Origin of the sequence: Proteus sp. CA142267 (genome assembly GCF_003336825.1) — a bacterium.
GTDB lineage: Bacteria > Pseudomonadota > Gammaproteobacteria > Enterobacterales > Enterobacteriaceae > Proteus > Proteus terrae.
On record NZ_QPMG01000001.1, the window covers coordinates 796,360 to 822,073 of the forward strand.

The 25,714-nt window shown below is 37.1% G+C and carries 20 protein-coding genes and 9 tRNA genes; 14 read left to right on the plus strand and 15 right to left on the minus strand.

The window, feature by feature from the left end:
• Positions 1-81: 81 nt before the first annotated feature.
• The 5 genes from C0T34_RS03725 (at position 82) to C0T34_RS03745 (ending at position 6,497) form a co-directional block, all read left to right on the plus strand.
• Complete coding sequence (locus C0T34_RS03725; protein ID WP_109849716.1) at positions 82-885, plus strand: sulfite exporter TauE/SafE family protein; 804 nt, start codon at positions 82-84, stop codon at positions 883-885.
• Positions 886-1,757: 872 nt separating this feature from the next.
• Positions 1,758-4,037 (plus strand): thiosulfate reductase PhsA, encoded by a 2,280-nt coding sequence (phsA, locus tag C0T34_RS03730; protein WP_098942325.1) that lies wholly within the window; start codon positions 1,758-1,760, stop codon positions 4,035-4,037.
• A gap of 14 nt (positions 4,038-4,051) precedes the next feature.
• Positions 4,052-4,630, plus strand: a complete 579-nt coding sequence (locus tag C0T34_RS03735; RefSeq protein WP_023581663.1) for a 4Fe-4S dicluster domain-containing protein — start codon at positions 4,052-4,054, stop codon at positions 4,628-4,630.
• Positions 4,627-5,406, plus strand: coding sequence for a thiosulfate reductase cytochrome B subunit (phsC, locus tag C0T34_RS03740; protein ID WP_109849717.1), 780 nt, complete (start codon positions 4,627-4,629; stop codon positions 5,404-5,406). Before C0T34_RS03735 ends, phsC begins: the two co-directional genes overlap by 4 nt.
• 134 nt (positions 5,407-5,540) lie before the next feature.
• Complete coding sequence (locus tag C0T34_RS03745) at positions 5,541-6,497, plus strand: ABC transporter substrate-binding protein (protein ID WP_162556811.1); 957 nt, start codon at positions 5,541-5,543, stop codon at positions 6,495-6,497.
• Positions 6,498-7,091: 594 nt separating this feature from the next.
• Here the strand turns inward: C0T34_RS03745 and C0T34_RS03750 are convergent.
• The 8 genes from C0T34_RS03750 to C0T34_RS03785 form a co-directional block, all read right to left on the minus strand.
• Entirely contained in the window at positions 7,092-7,394 is a 303-nt protein-coding gene (locus tag C0T34_RS03750) for a helix-turn-helix transcriptional regulator (RefSeq protein WP_088495080.1), read from the minus strand.
• A 2,185-nt stretch (positions 7,395-9,579) separates the two neighbouring features.
• Positions 9,580-9,655 (minus strand) — tRNA-Val (locus C0T34_RS03755).
• Between the two features lie 14 nt (positions 9,656-9,669).
• Positions 9,670-9,745 (minus strand) — tRNA-Lys (locus tag C0T34_RS03760).
• Positions 9,746-9,785: 40 nt separating this feature from the next.
• Positions 9,786-9,861, minus strand: a tRNA-Lys gene (locus C0T34_RS03765).
• Between the two features lie 38 nt (positions 9,862-9,899).
• Positions 9,900-9,975, minus strand: a tRNA-Lys gene (locus C0T34_RS03770).
• Positions 9,976-10,016: 41 nt separating this feature from the next.
• Positions 10,017-10,092, minus strand: a tRNA-Val gene (locus C0T34_RS03775).
• 43 nt (positions 10,093-10,135) lie between these two features.
• Positions 10,136-10,211: transfer RNA gene (locus C0T34_RS03780), tRNA-Val, on the minus strand.
• 39 nt (positions 10,212-10,250) lie between these two features.
• Positions 10,251-10,326: transfer RNA gene (locus C0T34_RS03785), tRNA-Val, on the minus strand.
• A 321-nt stretch (positions 10,327-10,647) separates the two neighbouring features.
• On the opposite strand from C0T34_RS03785, the gene gltX reads away from it, so the two are divergent.
• From gltX to C0T34_RS03800, 3 genes are all read left to right on the plus strand, one after another.
• Entirely contained in the window at positions 10,648-12,066 is a 1,419-nt protein-coding gene (gltX, locus tag C0T34_RS03790; RefSeq protein ID WP_098942323.1) for a glutamate--tRNA ligase, read from the plus strand.
• Positions 12,067-12,223: 157 nt separating this feature from the next.
• Positions 12,224-12,299, plus strand: a tRNA-Ala gene (locus C0T34_RS03795).
• 24 nt (positions 12,300-12,323) lie between these two features.
• Positions 12,324-12,399 (plus strand) — tRNA-Ala (locus C0T34_RS03800).
• A 67-nt stretch (positions 12,400-12,466) separates the two neighbouring features.
• Here the strand turns inward: C0T34_RS03800 and C0T34_RS03805 are convergent.
• The gene (locus C0T34_RS03805) at positions 12,467-13,219 is read right to left on the minus strand and encodes an SDR family NAD(P)-dependent oxidoreductase (protein WP_098944060.1); all 753 of its coding nucleotides are present in this window, start codon (positions 13,217-13,219) and stop codon (positions 12,467-12,469) included.
• A 183-nt stretch (positions 13,220-13,402) separates the two neighbouring features.
• Between C0T34_RS03805 and C0T34_RS03810 the strand changes: the two genes are divergently transcribed.
• Positions 13,403-13,843, plus strand: coding sequence for a MarR family transcriptional regulator (locus tag C0T34_RS03810; protein ID WP_098942322.1), 441 nt, complete (start codon positions 13,403-13,405; stop codon positions 13,841-13,843).
• 2 nt (positions 13,844-13,845) lie between these two features.
• Here the strand turns inward: C0T34_RS03810 and C0T34_RS03815 are convergent, their stop codons facing one another.
• The 4 genes from C0T34_RS03815 to zipA form a co-directional block, all read right to left on the minus strand.
• Positions 13,846-14,061: a DUF3820 family protein gene (locus C0T34_RS03815; RefSeq protein WP_023581656.1), complete on the minus strand. Its 216-nt coding sequence runs from the start codon at positions 14,059-14,061 to the stop codon at positions 13,846-13,848.
• Positions 14,062-14,227: 166 nt separating this feature from the next.
• Positions 14,228-15,412: a NupC/NupG family nucleoside CNT transporter gene (locus C0T34_RS03820; protein ID WP_098942321.1), complete on the minus strand. Its 1,185-nt coding sequence runs from the start codon at positions 15,410-15,412 to the stop codon at positions 14,228-14,230.
• Positions 15,413-15,640: 228 nt separating this feature from the next.
• Positions 15,641-17,668: an NAD-dependent DNA ligase LigA gene (gene ligA, locus C0T34_RS03825; RefSeq protein ID WP_109849719.1), complete on the minus strand. Its 2,028-nt coding sequence runs from the start codon at positions 17,666-17,668 to the stop codon at positions 15,641-15,643.
• Between the two features lie 55 nt (positions 17,669-17,723).
• Positions 17,724-18,752: a cell division protein ZipA gene (gene zipA, locus C0T34_RS03830; protein ID WP_109849720.1), complete on the minus strand. Its 1,029-nt coding sequence runs from the start codon at positions 18,750-18,752 to the stop codon at positions 17,724-17,726.
• Positions 18,753-18,975: 223 nt separating this feature from the next.
• On the opposite strand from zipA, the gene cysZ reads away from it, so the two are divergent.
• Positions 18,976-19,746, plus strand: coding sequence for a sulfate transporter CysZ (gene cysZ, locus C0T34_RS03835; protein WP_088495075.1), 771 nt, complete (start codon positions 18,976-18,978; stop codon positions 19,744-19,746).
• 112 nt (positions 19,747-19,858) lie between these two features.
• Here the strand turns inward: cysZ and C0T34_RS03840 are convergent, their stop codons facing one another.
• Positions 19,859-20,389: a hypothetical protein gene (locus tag C0T34_RS03840; RefSeq protein WP_098942318.1), complete on the minus strand. Its 531-nt coding sequence runs from the start codon at positions 20,387-20,389 to the stop codon at positions 19,859-19,861.
• 235 nt (positions 20,390-20,624) lie between these two features.
• Here C0T34_RS03840 and cysK point away from each other — a divergent pair, with 235 nt between their 5' ends.
• The 4 genes from cysK to crr all read left to right on the plus strand — a co-directional run bounded on the left by cysK (position 20,625) and on the right by crr (position 24,594).
• A complete protein-coding gene (gene cysK / locus C0T34_RS03845) occupies positions 20,625-21,578 on the plus strand; it encodes a cysteine synthase A (RefSeq protein ID WP_098942317.1) in 954 nt (317 codons plus the stop codon).
• Positions 21,579-21,909: 331 nt separating this feature from the next.
• Positions 21,910-22,167, plus strand: coding sequence for a phosphocarrier protein Hpr (gene ptsH, locus C0T34_RS03850; protein WP_006533407.1), 258 nt, complete (start codon positions 21,910-21,912; stop codon positions 22,165-22,167).
• Between the two features lie 140 nt (positions 22,168-22,307).
• On the plus strand, positions 22,308-24,035 hold the full coding sequence (gene ptsI, locus C0T34_RS03855; RefSeq protein WP_109393009.1) for a phosphoenolpyruvate-protein phosphotransferase PtsI: 1,728 nt from the start codon (positions 22,308-22,310) through the stop codon (positions 24,033-24,035).
• 49 nt (positions 24,036-24,084) lie between these two features.
• Positions 24,085-24,594, plus strand: a complete 510-nt coding sequence (gene crr, locus C0T34_RS03860; protein ID WP_036935451.1) for a PTS glucose transporter subunit IIA — start codon at positions 24,085-24,087, stop codon at positions 24,592-24,594.
• A gap of 187 nt (positions 24,595-24,781) precedes the next feature.
• Here crr and cysM read toward each other — a convergent pair whose 3' ends face one another.
• On the minus strand, positions 24,782-25,666 hold the full coding sequence (cysM, locus tag C0T34_RS03865) for a cysteine synthase CysM (protein ID WP_109849721.1): 885 nt from the start codon (positions 25,664-25,666) through the stop codon (positions 24,782-24,784).
• Positions 25,667-25,714 lie beyond the last annotated feature (48 nt).

The following is a 25,714-nucleotide window of genomic DNA, read 5'->3' on the forward strand; positions in this document are numbered from 1 at the left end:
GTATAAACTTGTCATTATCGCGTGGGTAAGCCATCACTTTATTCTATATTGTTTATCTCCTGACTCAACAGGAGATTTGAAATGACACTCTGGCTGATTTCTTTTGGTTTAATTTCAGGCATCACAACATGGTTATTTGGCTTTGGCGGAGGTTTTGTTACTGTTCCCTTACTCTATACACTTATTCTGACACTTTGGGGAATAGACAGTTTACCTGCCGAACATGCTATGCAAATCGCAGTTGCTACCTCCGCATTAATTATGTTGTTTTCTGCGACAGTCACCACCATTAAACACCATAAAGCCAAAAGGCTTGATTGGAATATCATGTCCATTCTGTTTATGGGTATCGCTTTTGGTGGGATCTTAGGTGCTCTTCTCGCATTAACAGTTGAAGGTACGTGGATCAAATGGATCTTTATTGGTTATCTCTTTGTCACTATTTTAGATTGTTATTTTCGCCCAGGTTTTATGGCTCCGACTCACAACTCAAAAACAGTAACCAAAGCAAAAGAAAGTATTAATGGTACAGTGATTGGTATTATTGCCGCTTTTCTTGGCGTTGGTGGGAGTGTCATGACAGTACCTTTATTGCGCCGTAGAGGAACACCCATGGCACAATCAGCAGCAATGGCAAATGCATTAACCTTACCTTTAGCTCTCACAGCAACATTTACTTATGTCGCCCTTTCTTTTACATCACCTTTAAATAGTGAATCTGGTTTTATTGGTTATATTTGGTTAAAAGCTGCACTTATTCTGATTTGTAGTACTTGGGTTGGCTTGAAGATCTCTGAACGCTTTTTATCTCGCATTCCTGATAAATGGCACGCAAGAGTTTATCCTCTGTTATTGAGTCTTGTTTTAATTGTCATGCTGTTTTAAATCCTTTCTTCTATATAGACAATACCAAAACAACAAACAACGAAAAAACAATAACGACTACACATAAGATGGTGACTTTGAGTATTCAAAAGAGTCGCCATTTTTTAACATTTCACTTCATCTTTTTCCTACGCGCCTTCACTTAGTACTAATGATATTAAGACACATCAAACAAAAAATGTCTCTTTTTGACAATCGCGATACAGTTCCATAACGATTAATATCATTAATTAATATTTAAACATAATGAACAATAATTTATAAATTGTCTCATGTTTAGTATCAGTCTGATCACGTTTCGATGAATATTTTTTGTACAAAAAATCACCTATTTATTTTTCTATTTTATTTGTATTTATCATCAAAATAATAAGTTAGCTATTTTTTATAAGAAAAAAAATTAAGAAGAAACTGGATTTAAATAGCATAAAAATTATTATTTATTCTGATTTTTAAATAACAAATTAATTACAATATAATGTTATTTCGATATATAAATAATTATATATCGGTAGGCTTTTTTGTCAAATTTTAATTATTATTAATCATATATTTTAAATACACTTTAATAAAATAGATTAATGATATAAGTCTGTGAATTTAAAAGGACTATCCATAACTGCCATATCCCTTACAATCCCCTATTCCTTCCCCAAACTTTTATAATAGCATTCAATAGAAGAAAATAATTATCATTTAATTTTGTCTATTTTAGTTAATTTATTTAGTGACATTTATTAACTTCTTATTCTCTATTATTTATTATTTACAACTAACTCATCACTTATGGATTAATAAAATGGAGACGCCTTCAAATATTTATTTAACCGTCCGTATATAATATTTAGCTATAAGAAGAAACTGGAGGTTATATGAGTATTAGTCGTCGTTCTTTCATTAAGGGGATGGGGATAGGATGTGTAGGTTGTACCGTGAGTAGTTTACCACCGGGTGCTCTTGCATTTAATCCTGTAGATTCTCTTAAGGGTCAGTCAAAATTAACACCTAGCCTGTGTGAAATGTGTTCTTATCGTTGTCCGATAGAAGCCCAGGTTGTTAACAACAAGACCGTCTTTATCCAAGGAAATAGAAATGCTGAACACCAAAGTAGCCGAGTTTGTGCAAGAGGCGGAAGTGGTGTTAGCCTAGTTAATGATCCAAACCGGATTGTCAAACCCATGAAACACAAAGGCCCACGAGGCGCTGGTGAGTGGGAAGTGATAAGCTGGGAACAAGCTTATAAAGAAATTGCAGAAAAGATGAACACCATAAAACAAAACTATGGTGCAGAAAGTATCTCTTTTTCATCTAAATCAGGTTCACTCTCTTCTCATCTTTTCCATTTGGCAGCCGCTTTTGGCTCTCCAAATACCTTTACACACGCATCTACTTGTCCAGCAGGCAAAGCCATTGCCGCATCCGTTATGATGGGCGGTGATCTTAAGATGGATTTAGCGAACTCTAAATATATTCTCTCTTTTGGTCACAACCTTTATGAAGGTATTGAAGTCGCCGAAACTCATGAACTGATGACAGCACAAGAACGTGGCGCAAAACTCGTCAGTTTTGACCCTCGTTTGTCTGTTGTTTCAAGTAAAGCAGATGAGTGGTTCGCAATCCGCCCAGGCGGAGATTTACCTGTTCTGATGGCAATGTGCCATATCCTAATTAAAGAAGATCTCTACGATAAAGCGTTTATTGAGAAATTTACAGTAGGTTTCCCACAATTAAAAGAAGTTCTACAAGATACAACACCTGAATGGGCTCAAGCACATTCTGATGTTCCAGCTAAAGATATTGTTCGTATTACTCGTGAGATTGCAGCAAAAGCACCTCATGCACTGATTATGCCAGGTCACCGCGCAACCTTTAATAAAGAAGAAATTAATATGCGCAGAATGATCTTCACCTTCAATGCGTTACTTGGCAACATTGAACGTGAAGGTGGAATGTATCAGAAAAAAGCAGCAACAAAATACAATAAATTAGCAGGTATTAATGTTGCGCCTGAATTAGCGAAACCAAGCGTTAAAGGTATGCCTGAAATTACCGCAAAACGTATTGATGCAACAGCTCCTCAATTTAAATACATCAATAAAGGTGGCGGTATTGTTCAATCAATTATCGATTCAACATTAGAAGGTGTGCCGTATCAAACACGAGCATGGATTATGTCTCGTCATAACCCATTCCAAACAGTGAGTTGTCGTCCTGATCTAGAGAAAGCCGCACAGAAATTAGACTTAATTGTTAGCTGTGATGTGTATTTAAGTGAAAGTGCCGCTTATGCCGATTATCTTCTACCTGAATGTACCTATTTAGAACGTGATGAAGAAGTTGCCGATGTTTCAGGTTTAAACCCAGCTTATGCATTACGCCAGCAAGTTGTCGAACCGATTGGTGATACTAAACCAAGTTGGTTAATTTGGATGGAATTAGGTAAAGCATTAGGATTAGAAGCCTGTTTCCCTTGGGAAAATATGGGAGTAAGACAGCTTTATCAAGTTAATGGTAGTGAAGAACTTTATAAAGAGATGCATAAAAAAGGCTATATCTCTTATGGTATTCCACTGTTATTACGCGAACCTTCTTATGTAAAAGCCTTTGTTGAGCAATATCCAGATGCAATTAAGCATGTTGATAGCAACAATACAATGGAAAAAGCCCTCTCATTTAAATCACCAAGTGGCTTAATTGAAATCTACTCTGAAGAATTAGAAAGCCGTTTAGAAAACTACGGTATTCCGCGCTTCCACAACTTCCCATTAAAAGAAAAAGACGAGCTTTATTTTATCCAAGGTAAAGTCGCCGTTCATACTAATGGTGCAACACAATATGTACCGTTATTAGCTGAATTAATGTGGGAAAACCCTGTTTGGCTTCACCCTGAAACAGCTAAAAACCATGGAATTAAACATGGTGATGAAATCATTCTGGAAAACAGTATAGGTAAAGAAAAAGCACATGCTTTGATAACAGAAGGCATTCGCCCTGACACTGTATTTGTTTATATGGGATCAGGTGCAAAAGCAGGTGCGAGAACAGCTGCGACTACAACAGGCGTTCACTGTGGCAACTTATTACCTCATGAAATTAGTCCTGTATCAGGTACTGATGTGCATACATCAGGTGTCAGAATTAGTCGGGCTTAAGGAAAAAAATAACAATGAACAATAATGATAAACAATTTGTCATGTTACATGATGAGAAACGTTGTATTGGCTGCCAAGCTTGTACTGTTGCGTGCAAAGTCATCAATGACATTCCTGAAGGATTTAGCCGACTTCAAGTCCAAATTCAAGGCCCTCATGACGACGAAGCGGGTAATCCACATTACCAATTTTTCCGTGTTTCTTGCCAGCATTGTGAAGATGCACCTTGTGTTTCTGTTTGCCCTACTGGTGCCTCTTTTATTGATGAGAATGGTATCGTTCAGGTGAAAAAAGAGCTGTGCATCGGCTGCGATTACTGTGTTGGTGCTTGCCCTTACCATGTCCGTTATATCAACCCAATGACGCATATCGCAGATAAATGTAATTTCTGTTCTGATACTCGATTAGCTGAAGGTGAATTACCTGCATGTGTATCGGTATGCCCAACAGATGCGCTTGCTTTTGGTCGCATTGACTCACCTGAAATTCAGGCTTGGATCAAACAAAAATCCGTTTATCAATACCAATTAGATAATGTCGGAAAACCAAGTTTATTCCGTCGTAAAGAAATCCATCAGGGAGATAAAGCATGACTAGTATCTGGGGAGCAGAACTCCATTATACGCCAGATTATTGGCCTGTATGGTTAATGGCAGCCGGTTTATTAATCGTTGCTATGATAGCAGTATTAGTTATTCATGGCTTACTACGCTATGCCCTTGCACCAAAACATTCTGGTCATTATGAAGAAGAACGCGTTTATTTATACTCTAAAGCAATTCGTTTTTGGCACTGGGGTAATGCTTTACTGTTTATCCTATTACTATTAAGTGGATTTTTAGGGCACTTCTCTATCGGTAATGTCACTTCAATGGTGCTATTACATAAGATCTGTGGCTTTGTACTGATTGCATTTTGGATTGGTTTTATCCTTATCAATCTAACAACCAGTAATGGTGTACATTACAAAGTAAGATTTAGTGGGCTAATTGGTCGTTGCATCAAACAAGCTCGCTTTTATCTTTATGGCATAATGAAAGGCGAACCTCATCCTTTTGCAGCAACTGAAAATGACAAGTTTAACCCTCTTCAACAACTCGCTTACTTAGGTGTGATGTTTGGTTTAGTGCCGCTGTTATTGGTTACTGGATTATTATGTTTATATCCTGAAGTACTTGGCGAAGGCTATTGGATGCTAAAAGCACACTTAGTATTAGGGATCGTGGCATTAATGTTTATTTGTGCACACTTCTACTTATGTACACTGGGTGACACTTTTACTCAAACATTCCGCAGTATGATCGATGGTCATCACCGTCACCAAAAACATGATGATCATAGTTCAGTAACAGAAAAAACAGAGCATTAATTTCTCAAGATCCCTTCTGTTACGATTCATTTCCTCAAATGTCCGCTTTAGCGGGCATTTTTTTGATCTAAATTCAGAAATAATTTCATAATTTTATTATTAGCAAATATATCATTTTATTTACATGTTATTCGGTGTATAGTCAGCGCCCATCCTCGTTATATACAATATTATACAATGAAAGAGTCGCCACGAGTTGGAATGCTCAAAATGCGATACTTGCTATGCTTGGTGCTGGAGATAAAATTGTTTCCACAACCGATTTAGTCAAAACTATTCCCTTTTTTACCGAGATTGTTCCCGCTATAAAAACAGCTTCAATTTCTAGTAAAGGTAATAATGACACACTGAATATCGAAACATTAATTGTTAGCCAGCCTCAAATCTTTTTTGTAACAGGAAAGCTATCTGATGCACAAATGACAGCGCTAAAAAATGCAAGGATCAGTGTTGCATTATTAAAATCAGGTTCAATGGATGCATTGTTAGAAAGAACGTTGATCACTGGTGAGATTTTAGGTTCAAGTAGTCACCAATTAGCAAAAGATTATTTAGCTTACTTTCAGCGAAATAAAGAACTTGTAAAAAATGCGGTAAACGAGATAAGCACTTATAAACCAATGAAGGTCTATCATGCTTTTGGTTCGCCATTAAGAACATCTGGAGCACCTTCGTTAAATCATGATTGGATAACACTTGCAGGCGGTGTTAACGTTGCAGAACATTGGTTTGATAATGTGCCAAGCCGAGCTGGTGATGTTTCCTTAGAACAAGTTATTCATGCCAATCCTGATGTCATTGTCACTATGTATGCAAGAGATACTGAAATCATTAAGAATACACCTGAATGGCAATCCATCACTGCCGTACGTGAAGGCCGAGTTTACACAAACCCTAAAGGCCTATTTTGGTGGTGCCGTGAAACCACAGAGGAAGCTTTACAATTTTTATGGTTAGCGACTGTTTTATATCCAGAACAAACAAAGCATATTGATATCTCTAAAGAGACTCAACAATTTTATAAAACATTTTTTAATATCACCCTCACCGATCAGCAGCTCAAACACATTCTTAAACCTCTCAAAGATTAATTGTTACCGCCTCTTCATAATATTCACGATGAAGAGGCAACAATAACCCATCCCAATATGATATTAACTACCATTATCCATAGGTAGTCATTTAATGATAAGTACTTAATTTTTGATCTGATAACACATTTTCACCAATGCATACATTTTGCTTTTATCATATTAGGATTCACTCTTTTCGAATTTATTGGTATGAAACACATAAGTCATAGGTTTAATAGCTTCAAAAATGTTATCAAGAGGTAAAATCATGGTAGGTAATATAAGAGATAATTTTATGAATAGCTTATTCTACAAAAGCACTAATTAGCTATTTTTTCTCATACAAATAAATACGAGAATATATTTCTCCAAGCATGAAAGTCTCGGTTCATTTGCAATAAAATTATTCTTTTTTTTATAAAAAATAAAAATTCTCATTCCCTATAAACGTAAAATGCCCTAATAAGGGCATTAATTTCATATAGAGGCTTTATATCACCCATTAAGAAAATTCTTATTATTAACTAGTTAAAGAGAAAAGCCTATATATAAGAATTATCTTACTCAGTTTAGTTATTCTAAAATGAGTTACCTTCTAATTTAAGAATATTATTAGAAGATAGAAAGAGCCTTACTATCGAAATGAGCTGGAATATGTTGTTCATTACGCTCAGTTTCTTGAGTCATTCCGCCTGTAACTTCCTCAAAGAAGCTACCAATATTAACGCCTAGTACTTCAAGTACTCTAACTAAGCAATCAATATCAATACGGTTTACACCACGCTCATAACGAAATAACTGTTGTTCACTAATATCAATCTCTTTTGCTAACTGAAATACAGTATAACCTTGAGATTTTCTTAATGACTTAATTTTTTGTCCAACTGCATAAGCGACTGGATACTTGCTACTCATAATATTGATCTCGCTTTTCACTTTGATTGATATCTAATTTATAATGGTGTGTTCCTGCGCAATAATATATAAAAATATATATTATAGAGGACACCTTTTTGTTTTAATAAAATATTATATTTAGTAGATAAGAAATATTACAATTCATAACATGACTTATCATATGTAAATAATATACTACGCATTTAAACACTTTCAACTAGTCAAAAAAAGACAGTACAAGCACAACAATTTACTCATGCTAGTTAATAATACCTAGGATAACACTATATACCCTTTATTTTCATATAGTTAAAATATTTTATTTATAAAATCACGCTTTTTTTTTCTTAAACTTTACTCACTAATTAGAATTATTCTCTAGTATAAGCTTAATTTAAAGTGTGATTGTTTGAGTTGTGCAAAAATAAATCAACTTATGTCAGTCTAATTTATTTAAAATAATAAATTAACCTCATAAAGATAACGATTTTCTTATTTTTATTAAATAGCTTAAGCAATATCAATGAAATCTGATTAATTTACAAACAAGTCGATATTGTGCTTTTATATCAAAAAGTTACAACAATTACATTAATAAACTGGCACAAGTCACATTTTAAACATTTGTTAATTAATTTATATAAGCATAAACCCTTACTCTTTCAACTAAATATATTTCAAGATCTACAATTCTTTATTACTCTAGAATAAATAAATAATAGAGTTAATTACTCATTTTTTTTGAATTTTTATTAATGAATAACTTATTTTAATTTTCAATTAGATTAAAAATCTTCTTTATGAAATAGAAAAAAAGTAAGTCTTAATATAAATATTTTTGTTTTATCAGTAGGTTATTTGAAGGCTAAGCGTATTGTTATAAAAATCGTTCTTTTTATGATCATGTAATACTATTCTTTCTTTTTCACTCAAATACGCGTATTTGGCACGTTGTAAAAACAGAAAAACAATCACATCTTAAGTTAAATTCATAAGAGAATGAACTGTTAAATATCAACTTTAGCATGATCTAATTTTGTTAAAAAAAACAAAAATTAATCTTTTTACATCCTAAGTAATTACACGTATTCCATATAAGAGTTATTCTTAGGAGAAAATAAACATTAATATTTTTATATAATTTATATTCCTGATAAATGCACAAATTTCTCCATTTTTCGTAAAAAATGAAATTAACTACTTCAGGACAAATCAATTACTGATGAAATAAGTGCTTTTTGCTTTATATCATTTACTATCCAGCTCATTATGATGTAAGGATTGATAAATATCAAATTTTAAATTTAGTTAATTTTAAATCAAATAGTTATACAAACCCCCTTGCTATATCATCCCTTCAAAAAAGAAGATAAAACATCATTATATTTAATATTTATTCTTGCTAGTACTATATCCAATGATTTATAAAAAGTAAGAAAGATTAACTATAAAGCCCAATTTTTATCTTTTAATCTTCTGTATTTTTTCTTAAAAAATGAGTGCCACATATTTTTCAATACTAACTAAAAATGTTTTAACTTGCTCATTTTATGAGAGATATTGCTCATAAAAAATGAGTAAATAATTTATCACAGTACATCTAAGGTTATTTAATTTTATTAATAAACTGAAAATGCCTATATCTAAACCCAAAAGGAGTAGATCTTTCTTTTTCAATTAGAGTAATTTTTTTAATATTTTTAGAGCAAAATTTGAACCCCGCTCAAAAATAAATACATATTTTCTACTGAGCGCAATCCTCATCCAAAATGATTGACTTAACATTAGAAGAATCTTTTCTTTTTTAAGTGGCTCCACTTAAATGATAAAAATATGACAGGATGTAAAAAGCGTAATAAAGAAACTGACTTATGAGCCTTCTCACAACAAGCACAATGCAATAACTAGTTAAAGCAGTCTTAGAAACTAAGAGCTCCAAGGAAACAAAATAAGTAGCTAAGTGAGGATAAAGAGATGATGCCAATACAAGGGGCTAGGAAAGCATGTCTATAGGGATATGTAGCCATAAGTGAAGCCACGAGCAACGTAATAGAACAGTATACACAGAGAAAAAGATCAAGGCTCAAAGAATGCAACTAACGGCAATAATAACGCAGGTATTAGAAACCAAATAATTATTATTAATTCTTTTAGAAAAATACTAGGAAAGTAAATAAGAAGGCATAACGAAGATATGAAGAAGTGGTGGGCGGTATTGGGCTCGAACCAACGACCTCCTCCTTGTAAGGGAGATGCTCTACCAACTGAGCTAACCGCCCGCTTTATTATTAAATGGTGGGTCGTGGGCGATTCGAACGCCCGACCAATTGATTAAAAGTCAACTGCTCTACCGACTGAGCTAACGACCCATTTAATAATTTTGCGTAAATCTATAAGTAGCTTTGTGAATGGTGGGTCGTGGGCGATTCGAACGCCCGACCAATTGATTAAAAGTCAACTGCTCTACCGACTGAGCTAACGACCCGTCACAATGTTCACTACTTTATGTTGTATTTTTAGGGATGGTGGGTCGTGGGCGATTCGAACGCCCGACCAATTGATTAAAAGTCAACTGCTCTACCGACTGAGCTAACGACCCATACCTAAATGTGTGATATTGCGTGAAATAACCGTATGAAGTGGTGGGCGGTATTGGGCTCGAACCAACGACCTCCTCCTTGTAAGGGAGATGCTCTACCAACTGAGCTAACCGCCCACTTCATGATGACTAAATTCTCACTACCACGCTTTAATGTAATTGGTGGGCGGTATTGGGCTCGAACCAACGACCTCCTCCTTGTAAGGGAGATGCTCTACCAACTGAGCTAACCGCCCAATTACACTAAATCATACAACTTATCACAACGAAAATAATGGTGGGCGGTATTGGGCTCGAACCAACGACCTCCTCCTTGTAAGGGAGATGCTCTACCAACTGAGCTAACCGCCCGTCGTGATGGGGTGCATTATAGGGATACTGCGCTATGAGTCAACGATTTTTATCAGTTTTTTATCGTGAAAATGATCGTTCGTTTTATTTTTAGTCAAGATGCTTTTTTTAACACCATTAGTGACACAGCAATTAACCAAAGTAATCCCACGGATACTCTTCGTCAAACAAAAAATCATCAATTTGAAAATTTTATCTCTGTTAAAAGCTTAATGGCATTGAGGAATTAGCATCCAGTGATAAAATAAGGCAACCATTTCGTTTTTTTGATAATCACGATTACTTATCTATATATAAGTAAGACGTACAAAGGCAATCCCAATGAGTAAAATAAAAACCCGTTTTGCACCAAGTCCTACTGGCTATCTACATGTTGGTGGTGCGCGTACCGCACTTTATTCCTGGTTATATAGCCGTCACAATAAGGGCGAATTTGTACTGCGTATAGAAGATACCGACTTAGAACGTTCTACACAGCCAGCCATCGATGCAATCATGGACGGTATGAATTGGTTAAATCTGAATTGGGATGAAGGTCCTTATTATCAGACTAAACGCTTCGATCGCTATAACCAAGTGATTGATCAAATGCTATCTGCGGGTACTGCATACCGTTGCTATTGCTCTAAAGAGCGTTTAGAGCAACTGCGCGAAGATCAAATGGCGAAAGGTGAAAAACCTCGTTACGATGGTTGTTGCCGTGGTGGTAACCACAATCACAGCGCTGATGAACCTCATGTTGTGCGTTTTTTAAACCCACAAGAAGGTTCTGTCATTTTTGATGACAAAATTCGTGGTCCAATTGAATTTAGTAACCAAGAGCTTGACGATCTGATTATTCGTCGTACTGATGGTTCTCCAACTTATAACTTCTGTGTTGTTATTGATGACTGGGATATGGAAATCACTCACGTTATTCGTGGTGAAGATCATATCAACAACACACCTCGCCAAATCAATATTCTCAAAGCATTAGGTGCACCTGTACCTGAATATGCTCACGTATCAATGATTTTAGGTGATGATGGTAAAAAACTTTCTAAACGTTATAACGCGGTCAGCGTAATGCAATATCGTGATGACGGCTATTTACCGGAAGCATTATTAAACTACTTAGTTCGTTTAGGCTGGTCTCACGGTGACCAAGAGATCTTTACTATTGATGAAATGATTGAGCATTTCACTTTAGAAGCTATCAGTAAATCAGCAAGTGCATTTAATACTGATAAACTGCTTTGGTTAAACCATCACTACATCAATACACTGCCAGCAGAGAAAGTTGCTGTCCATTTGGATTGGCATATCAAACAACAAAATATTGATACCAGTAATGGTCCATCATTAGTTGAGCTGATCAAATTATTAGGCGAACGTTGCAAAACATTAAAAGAGATGGCTGAAAGTTGCCATTACTTCTATGTTGATTTCGACACCTTTGAAGAAACAGCAGCGAAAAAACATTTACGTCCAGTTGCTCGTCAACCATTAGAAGTCGTTCGCGATAAATTATCAGCAATTACAGAGTGGACAGCTGAAAATGTTCACCAGGCAATTCAAGATACCGCTAATGAATTAGAAGTGGGTATGGGTAAAGTAGGTATGCCATTACGTGTTGCTGTAACAGGTGCAGGTCAATCTCCTGGCTTAGATGTTACCGTTCACGCTATTGGTAAAACTCGTAGCGTTGCACGCATTAATAAAGCATTAGACTTTATTACTGAAAGAGAAAACCAAGCTTAATTTACTCGTTAATCTTGCTTATTAAGAAAGATACATTCCTAAAGTAAGGAATGTATCTTTTTTTTGTACTCTTTTTCAGCAATCAATAAATAATGTGAGATTAACTGATTGACAGTATTGTGCTTGTTGCCTATTATCAAGCCCGTTCCAGTATGTTGGGGCTATAGCTCAGTTGGGAGAGCGCTTGCATGGCATGCAAGAGGTCAGCGGTTCGATCCCGCTTAGCTCCACCAATATATTAGAACAATCCAATATGTGGGGTTATAGCTCAGTTGGGAGAGCGCTTGCATGGCATGCAAGAGGTCAACGGTTCGATCCCGTTTAGCTCCACCAGAATTTTAAGATCCTGAAGAGAAATCTTCGGGATTTTTTGTTTTCTCCTCTCCCTCTTTATTTATTTTTATTGTGCAGTGTAACCCCCGTCAATAGCATAAAATGCCCCTGTTGAGAAACTGCTTTCATCTGAAAGTAAAAATGCGACCGTTTTAGCAACTTCTTCTCTGGTTGCCATTCGTTTCATTGGATGCGTATTTGCCATCCATTCACGTACTTCATCGGGTAGCATTTGCATTTTTGGTGTATCGACATAACCAGGCCCAATTGCATTGATCCTTATTCCTTTGTCTGCAAACTCAAGTGCAGCTGAACGCGTGATCCCTAATACGGCGTGTTTAGCTGCTGTATATGCTGAAATACCCGCAATTCCCACAATGCCATTAGATGAAGAAAGATTCACAATACTCCCTCCCCCACTTTTTAATATTGCAGGTATGCCATATTTCAAACCATAAAATACGCCATTAATGTCTGTATCAATAACTGATTTCCAATCTTCAATCTCATAATCGACAATAGATGTGTTATGAGGTCCTGTGATCCCTGCATTATTAACTAAGCCATGTAATGCTCCAACTTGAGCGATAATTGTTTCAATCATTTTTTCAACTTGAGAAAATGAGGTCATATCCGCCTGTAAAGCGATGACTTTTTTGCCAGTTATATCAATAGAACGTGCTGTTTTTGTTATTTCCTCTAAATGCCGACCAGTAATGAAAACCGTTGCACCACGTTGGAATAGCAATTGTGCAATACCTTCACCCACACCTGTACTTGCTCCTGTGACTAAAATCACTTTATCTTTAAAATAGTCCATCATTTCAACTTCACCTCTTATCAACTGCATCAAGTTTTATCGGGCAATTATAAAGTAGTTAACCAAAGTTAACTATATATTATCTTATTTGATTAACTTTAGTTAATCAATATAAAGTTTATTCGTAATGAATGACCTGATAATATTAACTTTAGTTAACATAATTTATGAGACAGCGTATTTATGGAGAAGTGTGAATTAGAAAATGCATTGTCATTATTACAATGTACATTAGTCGCGCAACGAACTCGTTATACCCCAGAACAAGTCACTTGGGGTCAATATGATATTTTAGAATTATTGCGCTTACGAGGTGACTTAACCCCTTCTCAATTAAGTGATTCATTGGCGATTTCAAGACAGAATTTATCGAAATTTATGCGGGGATTAAAATCCTTAGGATTTATTGCACAGTATCGTTCTGAAAAAGACAAGCGTGAGCTTATTACTCATTTAACTGATGAGGGTCACGCTTTTCTGGCAAGAGCAGCATTAGGTCGAAAACAAAATGCTGAGAAAATAAGTGAATGCTTAACGCTCGGAGAGCAAACATTATTTATTGAATTAAGTCAGAAAATCATTAGTGCATTAACACCTGATAAATCAGCTATGGATAATGATTAACATCACCGCTTTAATGGTTTTAATAGCCCTTCTAAACCTTCAATTTTAATTGCTAAGGTCATCTCCATGAGTTGGCCAAGCTTACCTTCAGGAAACTCGCCTTTCTTTGCAAACCACAATAGATACTCTTCAGGTAAATCAACCAGCATACGTCCTTTGTACTTGCCAAATGGCATTTGTGTGTTTGCTATATCGATAAGGTGCTGTTTCTCTAACATGTTCTCTACCACGTCGTCATTGAAGGAATAAAACCGATTATAGGGTAAATTAAAGATAAAAAAAGCAGTACCCGAAGGTACTGCTTGATTTTCTGTTACTTGATTAACAAGTAACTCTGTTTACATTGTTATTTTATTCACATGCTATCTGTTTTATCTTCAAAGATTAAACAAACAGACCTGCGATAGCTGCTGATAAGAAGCTAACTAATGTAGAACCGAACAGTAATTTCAGACCGAAACGAGAAACAACGTTACCTTGTACTTCGTTTAGACCTTTAATCGCACCTGCAACAATCCCGATTGAAGAGAAGTTAGCAAATGAAACTAAGAATACAGATAAGATACCTACAGAGCGCGGTGAAATTTCCGCAGCGATACCTTGTAAGCTACCCATTGCAACGAATTCGTTAGACACTAATTTAGTTGCCATAACACTACCAACACGCAATGCATCTTGCTCTGGTACACCAATTACCCATGCTAATGGATAGAAAACGTAACCTAAGCAATCTTGGAAGCTAATACCAAAAATCATGCTGAAAATCGCATTCACAGCAGCGATTAATGCAATGAAACCAATCAGCATTGCAGCAACGATTAATGCAACCTTGAAACCTGCTAAGATGTATTCACCTAACATTTCAAAGAAGCTTTGACCTTCATGCAGATTACCCATTTGGATCTCTTCTTCATTTTCAACAGAGTATGGGTTAATCACAGAAAGGACGATAAAAGTACTGAACATATTCAGTACTAGAGCAGCAACAACGTATTTTGGATCTAACATTGTCATGTATGCACCAACAATCGACATTGATACTGTCGACATTGCTGTTGCAGCCATGGTGTACATACGACGCTGAGACATTTTGCTTAATACATCTTTATAAGCAATAAAGTTCTCTGACTGACCAAGAACTAGTGAGCTCACTGCGTTGAATGATTCCAGTTTCCCCATACCGTTCACTTTAGAAAGCACAGTACCGATAATGCGGATCACGAAAGGTAATACTTTGATATGTTGAAGAATACCAATTAATGCAGAAATAAAGATAATTGGACATAAGACATTCAGGAAGAAGAATGCTAAACCACCTTTCATCATGCCACCGAATACGAATTCAGTACCTTGTGCGGCATAACCTAATAAGTGATCAAATAATCCAGCGAAGCCACGAACAAAGCCTTCACCAACATCAGAGTTGAGGAAGAACCATGCTAATGCGATTTCAATAACTAATAACTGCACGATATAACGCAGACGGATCCCTTTGCGATTGTTACTCGCAACGAATGCTAATGCGCCAATAACAGCGAGTGCTAAAACGAAGTGAATGATAGAGGACATGCATGCTCCAAAAATAAAAATAAATCTTGTAGAGCATTTTATGTAACGCGTAACATTAGGATGTGACTATTGTCACAATCTAATGAAACCACATACACACTATTTATTAAATAAGATAGGTTGATCACACTTTGTGAGTTACTTAAGAAACATTAAATGTAAATTTAGCTTAAGTAAAAATGCTACTGAGAAGGTTTTCCCAGTAGCATTTATTAAATAGTAGAATGATTATTTCGATTGATCAAGTAATCGTATCATTTCATCTTCATCGATAACGGTTATCCCTAATTCGTTAGCTTTCACTAACTTAGAGCCTGCAGCTTCACCAGCAATCACCATATCGGTTTTTTTAGAAACACTTCCGCTCACTTTTGCACCTAATGCAGCTAATCTGTCTTTTGCTTCATCACGCGTTAATTGTGAAAGTGATCCAGTTAACACAACAGTTTTACCCGCAAAAGGATTATCACCCTCTTCATGAGTCATAATAACAGGCGCTTGCCATGTAATACCGGCATCATTGATCAATTGATCAATAACCGTTCTATTGTGTTCTTCTTGGAAGAAATTAACGACATGCTTAGCCACAACATCGCCCACATCAGGAACGGATTTTAGTGCTTCAACATCTGCATTTCGTAATGCATCAAGCGTTGAGAAATGTGTTGTTAATCCACTTGCTGTTGCTTCACCGACTTCTCGAATACCCAGTGCATAAATAAAACGTGCAAATGACGTTGATTTAGCCTTATCTAAAGCTGTGATTAATTTTTTAGCTGATTTCTCGCCCATTCGCTCTAAACCAGACAGAATTTTTTCATCTAAACGGAAAAGGTCAGCTGGCGTTTTGACATATTCTTTCTCAACCAGTTGATCAATAATTTTATCACCCATTCCATCCACATCCATGGCTCGACGTGAAACAAAATGTTTAAGTGCTTCTTTACGTTGTGCGCCACAAATTAAACCACCAGTACAACGTGCAACAGCTTCACCTTCAATGCGCTCAACATCAGAATCACAAATAGGGCAATGTGTCGGAAAGATAATTTCTTGAGCATCATCGGGACGTTTTTCTTCAATCACACTGACAACCTGGGGAATAACATCACCGGCTCGACGAATAACTACGGTATCGCCAATGCGTATCCCTAAGCGTTCAATTTCATCAGCATTGTGTAACGTTGCATTACTCACAACCACACCCGCTACTTGAACAGGCTCTAAACGTGCAACAGGTGTAATAGCACCAGTACGCCCTACTTGGAATTCAACATCTTTGATAATCGTCATTTGCTCTTGAGCTTGGAATTTATAAGCAATAGCCCAACGTGGTGCTCTTGATACAAAACCCAGTTCTTCTTGCAGTGCAATATCATCAACTTTGATAACAACACCATCAATATCAAAACCTAAATTAGAGCGAATTTCTTCTACATGGTGATAAAAATCAAGGACTGCTTTACTACCTGTGCAAAGTTTTACAGCATCGCTAACGGGTAATCCCCATTTTTTAAATTGTTGTAGGCGCTCATAGTGGCTTGTTGGTAATTCACCTCCTTCGAGTACACCAACGCCATAACAGAAAAAGGTTAATGGCCGTTTTGCTGTAATACGAGGATCGAGCTGTCTTAATGAGCCAGCTGCGGCATTACGAGGGTTAGCAAAAACTTTTCCGCCTGTACGTCGCGCCTCCTCGTTTAAATATTCAAAGCCTTTTTCATTCATAAAAACTTCGCCACGAATTTCAATGCGAGCAGGGATATCTTCACCGTATAAACGCAGTGGAATGGCCTTAATTGTTCTCACATTCTCAGTGATATTTTCCCCTGTTGTACCGTCACCACGCGTTGCAGCTTGTACTAATACTCCATTTTCATAAAGTAAACTGACTGCCAATCCATCTAATTTTAATTCACAGCAGAAAGTGATCTCTTCACTATTTTTTAAACGATCACGCAAACGCTTATCAAAAGCTAGATAGCTTGTTTCATCAAAAGCATTATCTAAAGAGAGCATCGGAATTTCATGTCTCACTTGCTCAAATGCTGTCAGAGGCAAGGCGCCGACCCGCTGTGTTGGCGAATCAGAAGTAATTAATTCAGGGTGTTCAGCTTCTAATGCTTTTAGCTCATTCATTAAGCGATCGTATTCAGCATCAGGTATTTCAGGTGCGTCCATGACATGATAGAGATATTCATGGTGACGTAGAGTAACGCGAAGTTTATCAATTTTTTGTTGAGTGTTTTTATTCATGATTATCACCAAAGAAGAAAAACCCCCGCAAGCGGGGGCTTTTTACAGACAAAAGCTATTGGTTTAAATCCAGCGTCCTGCGGATCCTAGATTTATAAAGCTCGATTTTTTGTGGCGTTAAGAGTTTACGTTCATCATCTAGCACAACACCACCTACATCAGATGCAATACGTTGCGCCGTAAGCAACATCAACTTAAAGTTTTGGTTAGCATCACCATAAGATGGCACCATCATAAACATCGATACACCTGGTGTCGTTAATTCAGCCATCGTATCAATATTAAATGTTCCCGGTTTCACCATATTCGCTAAACTAAACAAAACAGGTCCATTGGCTGTTGGATTGAGATGACGATGGAAAATATTCATTTCGCCAAACTGGAATCCAGCTTGAATGATACTTTGCATCAATGCTTCACCATCTAGCATTTGACCATGATGTGCACTTACGTTTAGAACAATAACCAGCTCTTTCTCTGCTTCTGTTGCTTGCGGAGCAGATTCAGCTATCGGCTCTTCAGCCGGAGCATGATGCAATGCCTCAGTTTCAACAGGAGTCACATGAGCCGTTGTTTCTGAAATTGACGGCTCAAAACTCGCAGATGGGCTTACTGTATTAACGTGTGATTTTATTTCACTCGCAACATTAACCACTGGTGCTTGTTTTGGCTCATCCCTAACAATCGGTACAGGCTCTTTTTCAATGACATCAAAAACACCAAGACTAGGCTCTTGCTGTAATGAAGTATCGTGAGAGTTCCCTTTAGTTTGGGTTTCAGACATTAATGGATCTCTATCTGCCTCTGAAATTTTAGGTTCATGTAGAGACTCCGATTTTATCGGTGGCTCACTCTCCCGCTTTTCAGTAGAGGATAAAGTTGATGTCTGATGACTAGCCTCAGCATATTGTGGTTCGTCATCGTTCTCATCTGACTGATAATTCTGTTTCTGACGTTTTACTGGGCGATTACGGAAAAGCTTAGAACGCTCTTTTCGACCAATCCATAAGCCGTGTAATAACAAAGCTATGATTAAAATCGCACCAACAACGATTAATATCAGACGCAAATTTTGCTGCATCATTTCTATCTCTGTTGTCTTGAGGTTTAATAGCCACGTTGGCAAATATTACTTTTTACTAAGAGTATTTGCCAATGCTCATAAGTGCAAGCCAATACTTAATTTTCTTGTCACAAAGATACACACATCAATCTCTTATGCGCATTTTTTAGACAATTCATGACTAGTAAGGCTGATTATCTCCCTATATGATACTAGCTTGCCCTCATTGGAGAGAATAGGAAGTATGACAAATTTGACAGAAACGAATAAAAATTTAAATGGATTTCATTATTTTGCTCTTGGTTGGCGTTTAATTACACGCAAAGGGCTAAAACGTTTTGTTATCTTACCCCTACTTGCCAATATTATTATTCTCGGAAGCGCCTTTTGGTGGTTATATGGTCAAATAGGTGGCATGGTCAATTGGATGATGGAAAAAGTCCCAGATTGGTTACAGTGGTTGAGTTATTTAATCTGGCCATTATCCGTTATTTTTATTTTATTGGTGTTTACTTATTTCTTTAGCACTTTAGCCAATATTATTGCTTCTCCGTTTAATGGATTGTTGGCTGAAAAGTTAGAAGGTCAAATAACTGGCATTGCACCACCAGATACGGGCGTTGCAGGTATATTGAAGGATGTTCCTCGTATTTTAAAACGTGAGCTAACTAAAATAGCTTATTATTTGCCTCGTGCTATTGTCTTGTTATTGCTCTATTTTATTCCTGCTATAGGACAAACTGTTGCCCCTGTTTTATGGTTTGCTTTTGGTGCTTGGATGATGGCAATTCAATATAATGACTTCCCATTTGATAACCATAAAATTTCATTTGCAGCGATGAAATCTTCGCTGAAACAAGACAAATGGAATAATCTTCAATTTGGTATGGTTATTAATATTTTTACTATGATCCCTATTCTAAATTTAGTCATCATGCCAGTTGCAATTTGTGGTGCAACCGCAATGTGGTGCGATCGTTATCGTAAACAGCATGTACAAGATGGGCAGTGGTAAATTTAATTTAACGACTTATCGGTCAATGAGAAAAACCCCGTTTTATTAAGACGGGGTTTTATTTTATCGTTTTTTCTTAATCGTGGTTTGGCTTATTTAGTTATTGAGTGCATTACTCTATTAATGAGCGAATATAATCTTTCGTTTCTTCCTTATCCATCGGCTCACGCTCATTAATACCCATTTCAAAAATATTTAATGCACCATCTAATTTTTCCATAATCTCTTCATCATCTCGAATACAGAAAATATAAGCATTTTCAAATGGTGTAAGATCCACTAATCGTAACCCTTTCTCTGTCAAAAAGTGGTTAATATATTCAAGATAAGGTAATTCATAAGGCAACATATAAGGGTCTACACTCACTTCATCCCAATCAATATTTTCAACTTGAGATAAAATCAATGCACTCGGTGATTCAGGCAAAGAGATATGCTCTAACGATTTTAGATTCGGAATATCACCAAAATATTCTGTCCACTCCACATAGTCCATTAATCCTTGAGCTGAGAGTGATTCATATAACCAATTAAGGACATCGTCTTGAGCATCTGACTCAGGTAAATTTTCACGCAAAGCTTGCGCGTCTAATTCAGGTACAGCGAGTTCAAGTGCGCTAATCAACTCTTCAATAGTTTCCATTATGACCCCTGTATTTGTAATAAATGTAGTTAAAAATAGATTATCAGCCATCAATATACTGTACATCTCTTGATTTATTAATTTGTGAATCGTCTCACTGACTCTTGATTAGAACCTTTTGGAATAAAAAGATGAAAAAGTTATAAGTATATTCATAAAGCTTATTTCCATCTTTAGCTTGATGGCGTATGGTAATTTCATCTGACCTTATAAAAATCATGTACCGAGGATAAAAATGAGCAAGATTTTCGAAGACAACTCGCAAACTATTGGACACACTCCCTTAATTCGCTTAAAGCATTTCGGAAATGGTAACATTCTGGCTAAAGTGGAATCTCGTAACCCAAGCTTCAGTGTAAAATGCCGTATCGGTGCCAACATGATTTGGGATGCAGAAAAGAAAGGTATTCTTAAAGAAGGCGTTGAGCTTGTAGAGCCTACCAGTGGAAATACTGGGATTGCTCTTGCTTATGTTGCAGCGGCTCGTGGCTACAAATTAACACTGACCATGCCAGACACCATGAGTGTAGAACGCCGTAAATTACTCAAGGCATTGGGCGCTAATTTAGTGCTGACTGAAGGCGCTAAAGGCATGAAAGGTGCCATTGATAAAGCCAATGAAATTCGCGATAGCGACCCTAAGCGCTACCTTTTACTACAACAATTTAGCAACCCAGCTAACCCTGAAATCCATGAAAAAACCACAGGCCCAGAGATCTGGAATGATACAGATGGTGAAGTAGCTGCTGTTATTGCTGGCGTCGGCACTGGTGGTACAATTACGGGTATTGGTCGCTATTTGAAAAAGACTCAAGGTAAAGCGGTAACAATGGTTGCAGTTGAACCTACAGGCTCCCCTGTTATTACACAAGCCTTAGCAGGTGAAGAAATTAAACCAGGCCCACATAAAATCCAAGGTATTGGTGCTGGGTTTATTCCTGAAAACCTAGATTTATCGTTACTGGATCGTGTTATTCAAATCTCTAACGAAGAAGCCTTTGATACCGCTCGTGAACTAATGACTAAAGAAGGTATTCTCGCCGGTATTTCTTCTGGTGCAGCGATTGCTGCAGCAGTAAAACTCGCAAAAGAACCCGAATTTGCAAACAAAGAAATCGTGGTTATTTTACCTTCATCAGGTGAGCGTTATTTAAGCACCCCACTTTTTGCTGACATTTCTGACAGCTAAATCGCGTCATCTCAATTGTAAAATATTTATTAAAAAAGCACCTGAATGGTGCTTTTTTTGTGGTAGAGATCAAAGTTTGTCATCCAGACAGGTGATTTATTTCTTCGAGTTTAGTATTTAATCAATTAATTATTTCGAAGGTCGAAATTAATCAGAAAATAACCGAGATGACAAAAACAAACTCTTTTATCTTTCTGAACACTATTTTTATCAGATGACGCTTTACGACTTAATATTATCTGATATTGCTACGCAAAGCAGGACAAATTCATCTACACTTACTAAGTCCTGACTTAATGTGAACAATTGAGTTATAAAAGGAAAAAATCCTATGTACCAGCAAGAAGTTACTATTACAGCACCAAACGGCTTACATACTCGTCCTGCGGCACAATTTGTAAAAGAAGCCAAAACATTCTCTTCTGATATCACGCTTATCTCTAGCGGTAAATCTGCCAGCGCTAAGAGCCTTTTCAAATTACAAACTTTAGGCTTAACCCAAGGTACTGTAGTGACTATCTCTGCTGAAGGCGAAGATGAAAAACAAGCTGTTGAAGCGTTAGTAAAATTAATGGCGGAATTAGAGTAATTCGCGATTAAGCTTTAACACAGTACTTATTCCCCTGAAACTATTCAGGGGAGTTAATAATCTCAATGATGATTTTAAAACAACAGTATTTTGCAATCCTATTCTTTTAAGATTATCACCAGCAAGTCGTAGGATAAATTATGATTTCAGGAATTTTAGCATCACCCGGTATCGCATTTGGTCAAACCCTTCTCCTCAAAGAAGAACCTATCATCATTAGCCAACGTAAGATCCAAAGTGATGAGATTGAGAATCAAATCGAACGCTTTAAAGACGGCCGTAACAAATCTGCGCAACAACTAGAAATCATTAAAGAGCGTGCAGAAAAGAACCTTGGTGCGGATAAAGCCGAAATCTTTGAAGGCCATATCATGCTGCTAGAAGATGAAGAGTTAGAACAAGAAATTGTTACTCTCATCAAAAGCGACAAAAAAACCGCTGAAGCTGCTGTTCAATCTGTTATTGAAGATCAAGCAACTGCATTAGAAGCATTAGACGATGAATACCTAAAAGAACGTGCTGCTGACGTTCGCGATATTGGTAAACGCTTAATGCGCAATATCTTAGAGATGCCAATTATCGATTTAAGCGCTATCTCAGAAAAAGTGATTTTAGTTGCAACTGACCTTACCCCTTCTGAAACTGCACAATTAAGCTTAGACAACGTATTAGGTTTTATCACTGACTTAGGTGGTAGAACATCTCACACTTCTATCATGGCTCGCTCATTAGAAATTCCAGCGATTGTGGGAACATCTAATGCGACACAAACCATTAAAAAAGACGATTATCTCGTTCTTGATGCGATTAATAACAAAATCATTATTAATCCATCAGATGAGGAACTAGAAACATTAAAAGCTATCAAAGAAGAGTACCTGCACGAAAAAGAAGAATTAGCAAAACTCAAAGACTTACCTGCTATTACACTTGATGGGCATCAAGTTGAAGTTTGCGCTAATATTGGTACAGTTCGAGATGTTGCTGGTGCTGAACGTAATGGCGCTGAAGGTGTTGGTCTGTATCGTACCGAATTCTTATTTATGGATAGAGACTCTTTACCAACAGAAGATGAGCAATTCCAAGCCTATAAAGCGGTAGCAGAAGCTGTTGGAAGTCCTGCGGTCATTATTCGTACTATGGATATTGGCGGTGATAAAGACTTACCTTACATGAACCTACCAAAAGAAGAGAACCCATTCTTAGGCTGGCGTGCAATTCGTATTTGTCTTGACCGTAAAGAGATCCTTCATTCGCAATTACGTGCTATCTTAAGAGCATCTGCTTTTGGTAAACTACGCATTATGTTTCCAATGATTATCTCTGTTGAAGAGATCCGTGCATTGAAAGCAGAACTTGAAATACTAAAAAGCCAGCTTCGTGAAGAAAAGAAAGCTTTTGATGAATCTATTGAAGTCGGTGTGATGGTAGAAACCCCAGCCGCAGCAGTAATGGCTCGTCATATGGCAAAAGAAGTTGACTTTTTTAGTATTGGGACTAACGATCTAACACAATATACTCTGGCTGTAGACCGTGGAAATGAGCTGATATCTCATCTATATAATCCAATGTCACCTGCAGTACTCAACCTGATAAAACAGGTGATTGATGCATCACATGCAGAAGGTAAATGGACTGGAATGTGTGGTGAACTTGCTGGAGATGAACGAGCAACGTTGCTCCTTCTCGGCATGGGATTAGATGAGTTTAGTATGAGTGCTATTTCAATTCCTCGCATCAAGAAAGTGATCCGTAATGCGAATTACGATGATGCTAAAGCACTGGCAGAACAAGCACTTGCTCAGCCAACTGCAAAAGAATTGATGGACTTAGTAGAAACTTTTACTAAAGAAAAGACACTGTGCTAATCGCATTAGCCAGAGCCCGGTCCCAACTACAATAATTAGGAGAAGATTCATGGGTCTGTTTGATAAATTAAAATCACTGGTTTCAGAGGAAAAGAAAGGCAGTGGCACGATTGATATTGTTGCACCACTTTCTGGTGAAATCGTCAATATCGAAGATGTTCCTGATGTTGTTTTCGCTGAAAAAATCGTAGGTGACGGTATTGCTATCAAACCTGCTGGTAATAAAATTGTTGCACCAGTCGATGGTACTATCGGTAAAATTTTCGAGACTAACCATGCTTTCTCTATTGAGTCTGACAACGGTATCGAGTTATTTGTCCACTTCGGTATCGACACTGTTGAACTGAAAGGTGAAGGGTTTAAACGTATCGCTGAAGAAGGTCAGCAAGTAAAAGTCGGTGATACTATTTTAGAATTTGACTTGGCTGTTTTAGAAGAAAAAGCAAAATCAGTTCTAACGCCAGTTGTTATCTCTAATATGGATGAAATCCAAGGTTTAACCAAAATGACAGGCCCAGTTACTGTTGGTGAAACCGTTATTATTCAGATTAAAAAATAATCTTCTGTGAAGTTCTCTACTTAAACCGCCACCCATATGTGGCGGTTTTTTTATATTCAAAAAACCAAGACTAAAAATTCTCTAAATAATTCGACAATATTATTACTCTAAATAATTCAAGATGTAGCTAGGCGACAAAGTATGTGACTAGTGCGAATGAGCGCAGTCAACAACGCTACAACATGAATTATGACGAGTAAACGCCTGTCGACAAATAACGATCCCCTCTATCACAAACAATCGCAACAATCACCGCACCAGGATTCTCTCTTGCAACGCGCAGAGCGCCAGCAACAGCTCCTCCAGAGCTTACTCCACAGAAGATACCCTCTTGTCTGGCTAAAAGGCGCATTGTTGATTCTGCTTCGGTTTGTGACATATCTATCACACTATCCACCAGATCTTTTTTAAAAATGCCCGGCAAATAAGCCGGTGACCAACGACGAATACCTGGGATCTGACTTTTTTCCTCAGGCTGAAGACCAATAATTTGCACGCTGTCAGATTGTGTTTTTAAGTAACTACCCACACCGGTGATCGTCCCTGTTGTTCCCATACTCGAAACAAAATGCGTAATACGACCTTGTGTTTGTTGCCAAATTTCAGGGCCAGTAGAAATAAAATGTGCTCTTGGATTATCCGGGTTATTAAATTGGTCTAATACCTTACCCTCGCCCCGTTGTTCCATCTGTTGTGCGAGATCTCGCGCACCTTCCATACCAACTTCACGACTCACTAAAATCAACTCTGCGCCATAAGCTTGCATTGATGCTTGACGCTCTTTACTCATATTTTCAGGCATTAACAGCTTTAAGCGATAACCTTTTACCGCTGCAATCATCGCCAAGGCAATACCTGTATTACCACTGGTTGCTTCAATCAGCGTATCACCCGGTTTTATCTCACCGCGTAATTCCGCTTGTTCAATCATCGATAATGCAGCTCTGTCTTTTACTGAACCTGCGGGATTATTGCCTTCAAGCTTAACCCAGATTTCAGCGTCCACCTCTTGTGTAAGTCGTTGTAGTTTTACTAATGGTGTATTACCAATAAATTGTTCTAACCCTGCCACAATAAGTTCCTGCTCATTTGTTTGTCTGTATTAATGAAGAAATCACAT

What these genes read in the sequence shown, in the direction of transcription:
- crr (WP_036935451.1), top strand. Translation starts at nt 24,085, where the DNA reads ATGGGTCTGTTTGATAAATTAAAATCACTGGTTTCAGAGGAAAAGAAA.
- ptsH (WP_006533407.1), top strand. Translation starts at nt 21,910, where the DNA reads ATGTACCAGCAAGAAGTTACTATTACAGCACCAAACGGCTTACATACT.
- C0T34_RS03840 (WP_098942318.1), bottom strand. Translation starts at nt 20,389, where the DNA reads ATGGAAACTATTGAAGAGTTGATTAGCGCACTTGAACTCGCTGTACCT.
- C0T34_RS03735 (WP_023581663.1), top strand. Translation starts at nt 4,052, where the DNA reads ATGAACAATAATGATAAACAATTTGTCATGTTACATGATGAGAAACGT.
- C0T34_RS03820 (WP_098942321.1), bottom strand. Translation starts at nt 15,412, where the DNA reads ATGTCCTCTATCATTCACTTCGTTTTAGCACTCGCTGTTATTGGCGCA.
- C0T34_RS03815 (WP_023581656.1), bottom strand. Translation starts at nt 14,061, where the DNA reads ATGTTAGAGAAACAGCACCTTATCGATATAGCAAACACACAAATGCCA.
- C0T34_RS03810 (WP_098942322.1), top strand. Translation starts at nt 13,403, where the DNA reads ATGGAGAAGTGTGAATTAGAAAATGCATTGTCATTATTACAATGTACA.
- phsC (WP_109849717.1), top strand. Translation starts at nt 4,627, where the DNA reads ATGACTAGTATCTGGGGAGCAGAACTCCATTATACGCCAGATTATTGG.
- C0T34_RS03725 (WP_109849716.1), top strand. Translation starts at nt 82, where the DNA reads ATGACACTCTGGCTGATTTCTTTTGGTTTAATTTCAGGCATCACAACA.
- cysK (WP_098942317.1), top strand. Translation starts at nt 20,625, where the DNA reads ATGAGCAAGATTTTCGAAGACAACTCGCAAACTATTGGACACACTCCC.
- cysZ (WP_088495075.1), top strand. Translation starts at nt 18,976, where the DNA reads ATGACAAATTTGACAGAAACGAATAAAAATTTAAATGGATTTCATTAT.
- phsA (WP_098942325.1), top strand. Translation starts at nt 1,758, where the DNA reads ATGAGTATTAGTCGTCGTTCTTTCATTAAGGGGATGGGGATAGGATGT.
- ligA (WP_109849719.1), bottom strand. Translation starts at nt 17,668, where the DNA reads ATGAATAAAAACACTCAACAAAAAATTGATAAACTTCGCGTTACTCTA.
- gltX (WP_098942323.1), top strand. Translation starts at nt 10,648, where the DNA reads ATGAGTAAAATAAAAACCCGTTTTGCACCAAGTCCTACTGGCTATCTA.
- C0T34_RS03805 (WP_098944060.1), bottom strand. Translation starts at nt 13,219, where the DNA reads ATGGACTATTTTAAAGATAAAGTGATTTTAGTCACAGGAGCAAGTACA.
- zipA (WP_109849720.1), bottom strand. Translation starts at nt 18,752, where the DNA reads ATGATGCAGCAAAATTTGCGTCTGATATTAATCGTTGTTGGTGCGATT.
- C0T34_RS03750 (WP_088495080.1), bottom strand. Translation starts at nt 7,394, where the DNA reads ATGAGTAGCAAGTATCCAGTCGCTTATGCAGTTGGACAAAAAATTAAG.
- ptsI (WP_109393009.1), top strand. Translation starts at nt 22,308, where the DNA reads ATGATTTCAGGAATTTTAGCATCACCCGGTATCGCATTTGGTCAAACC.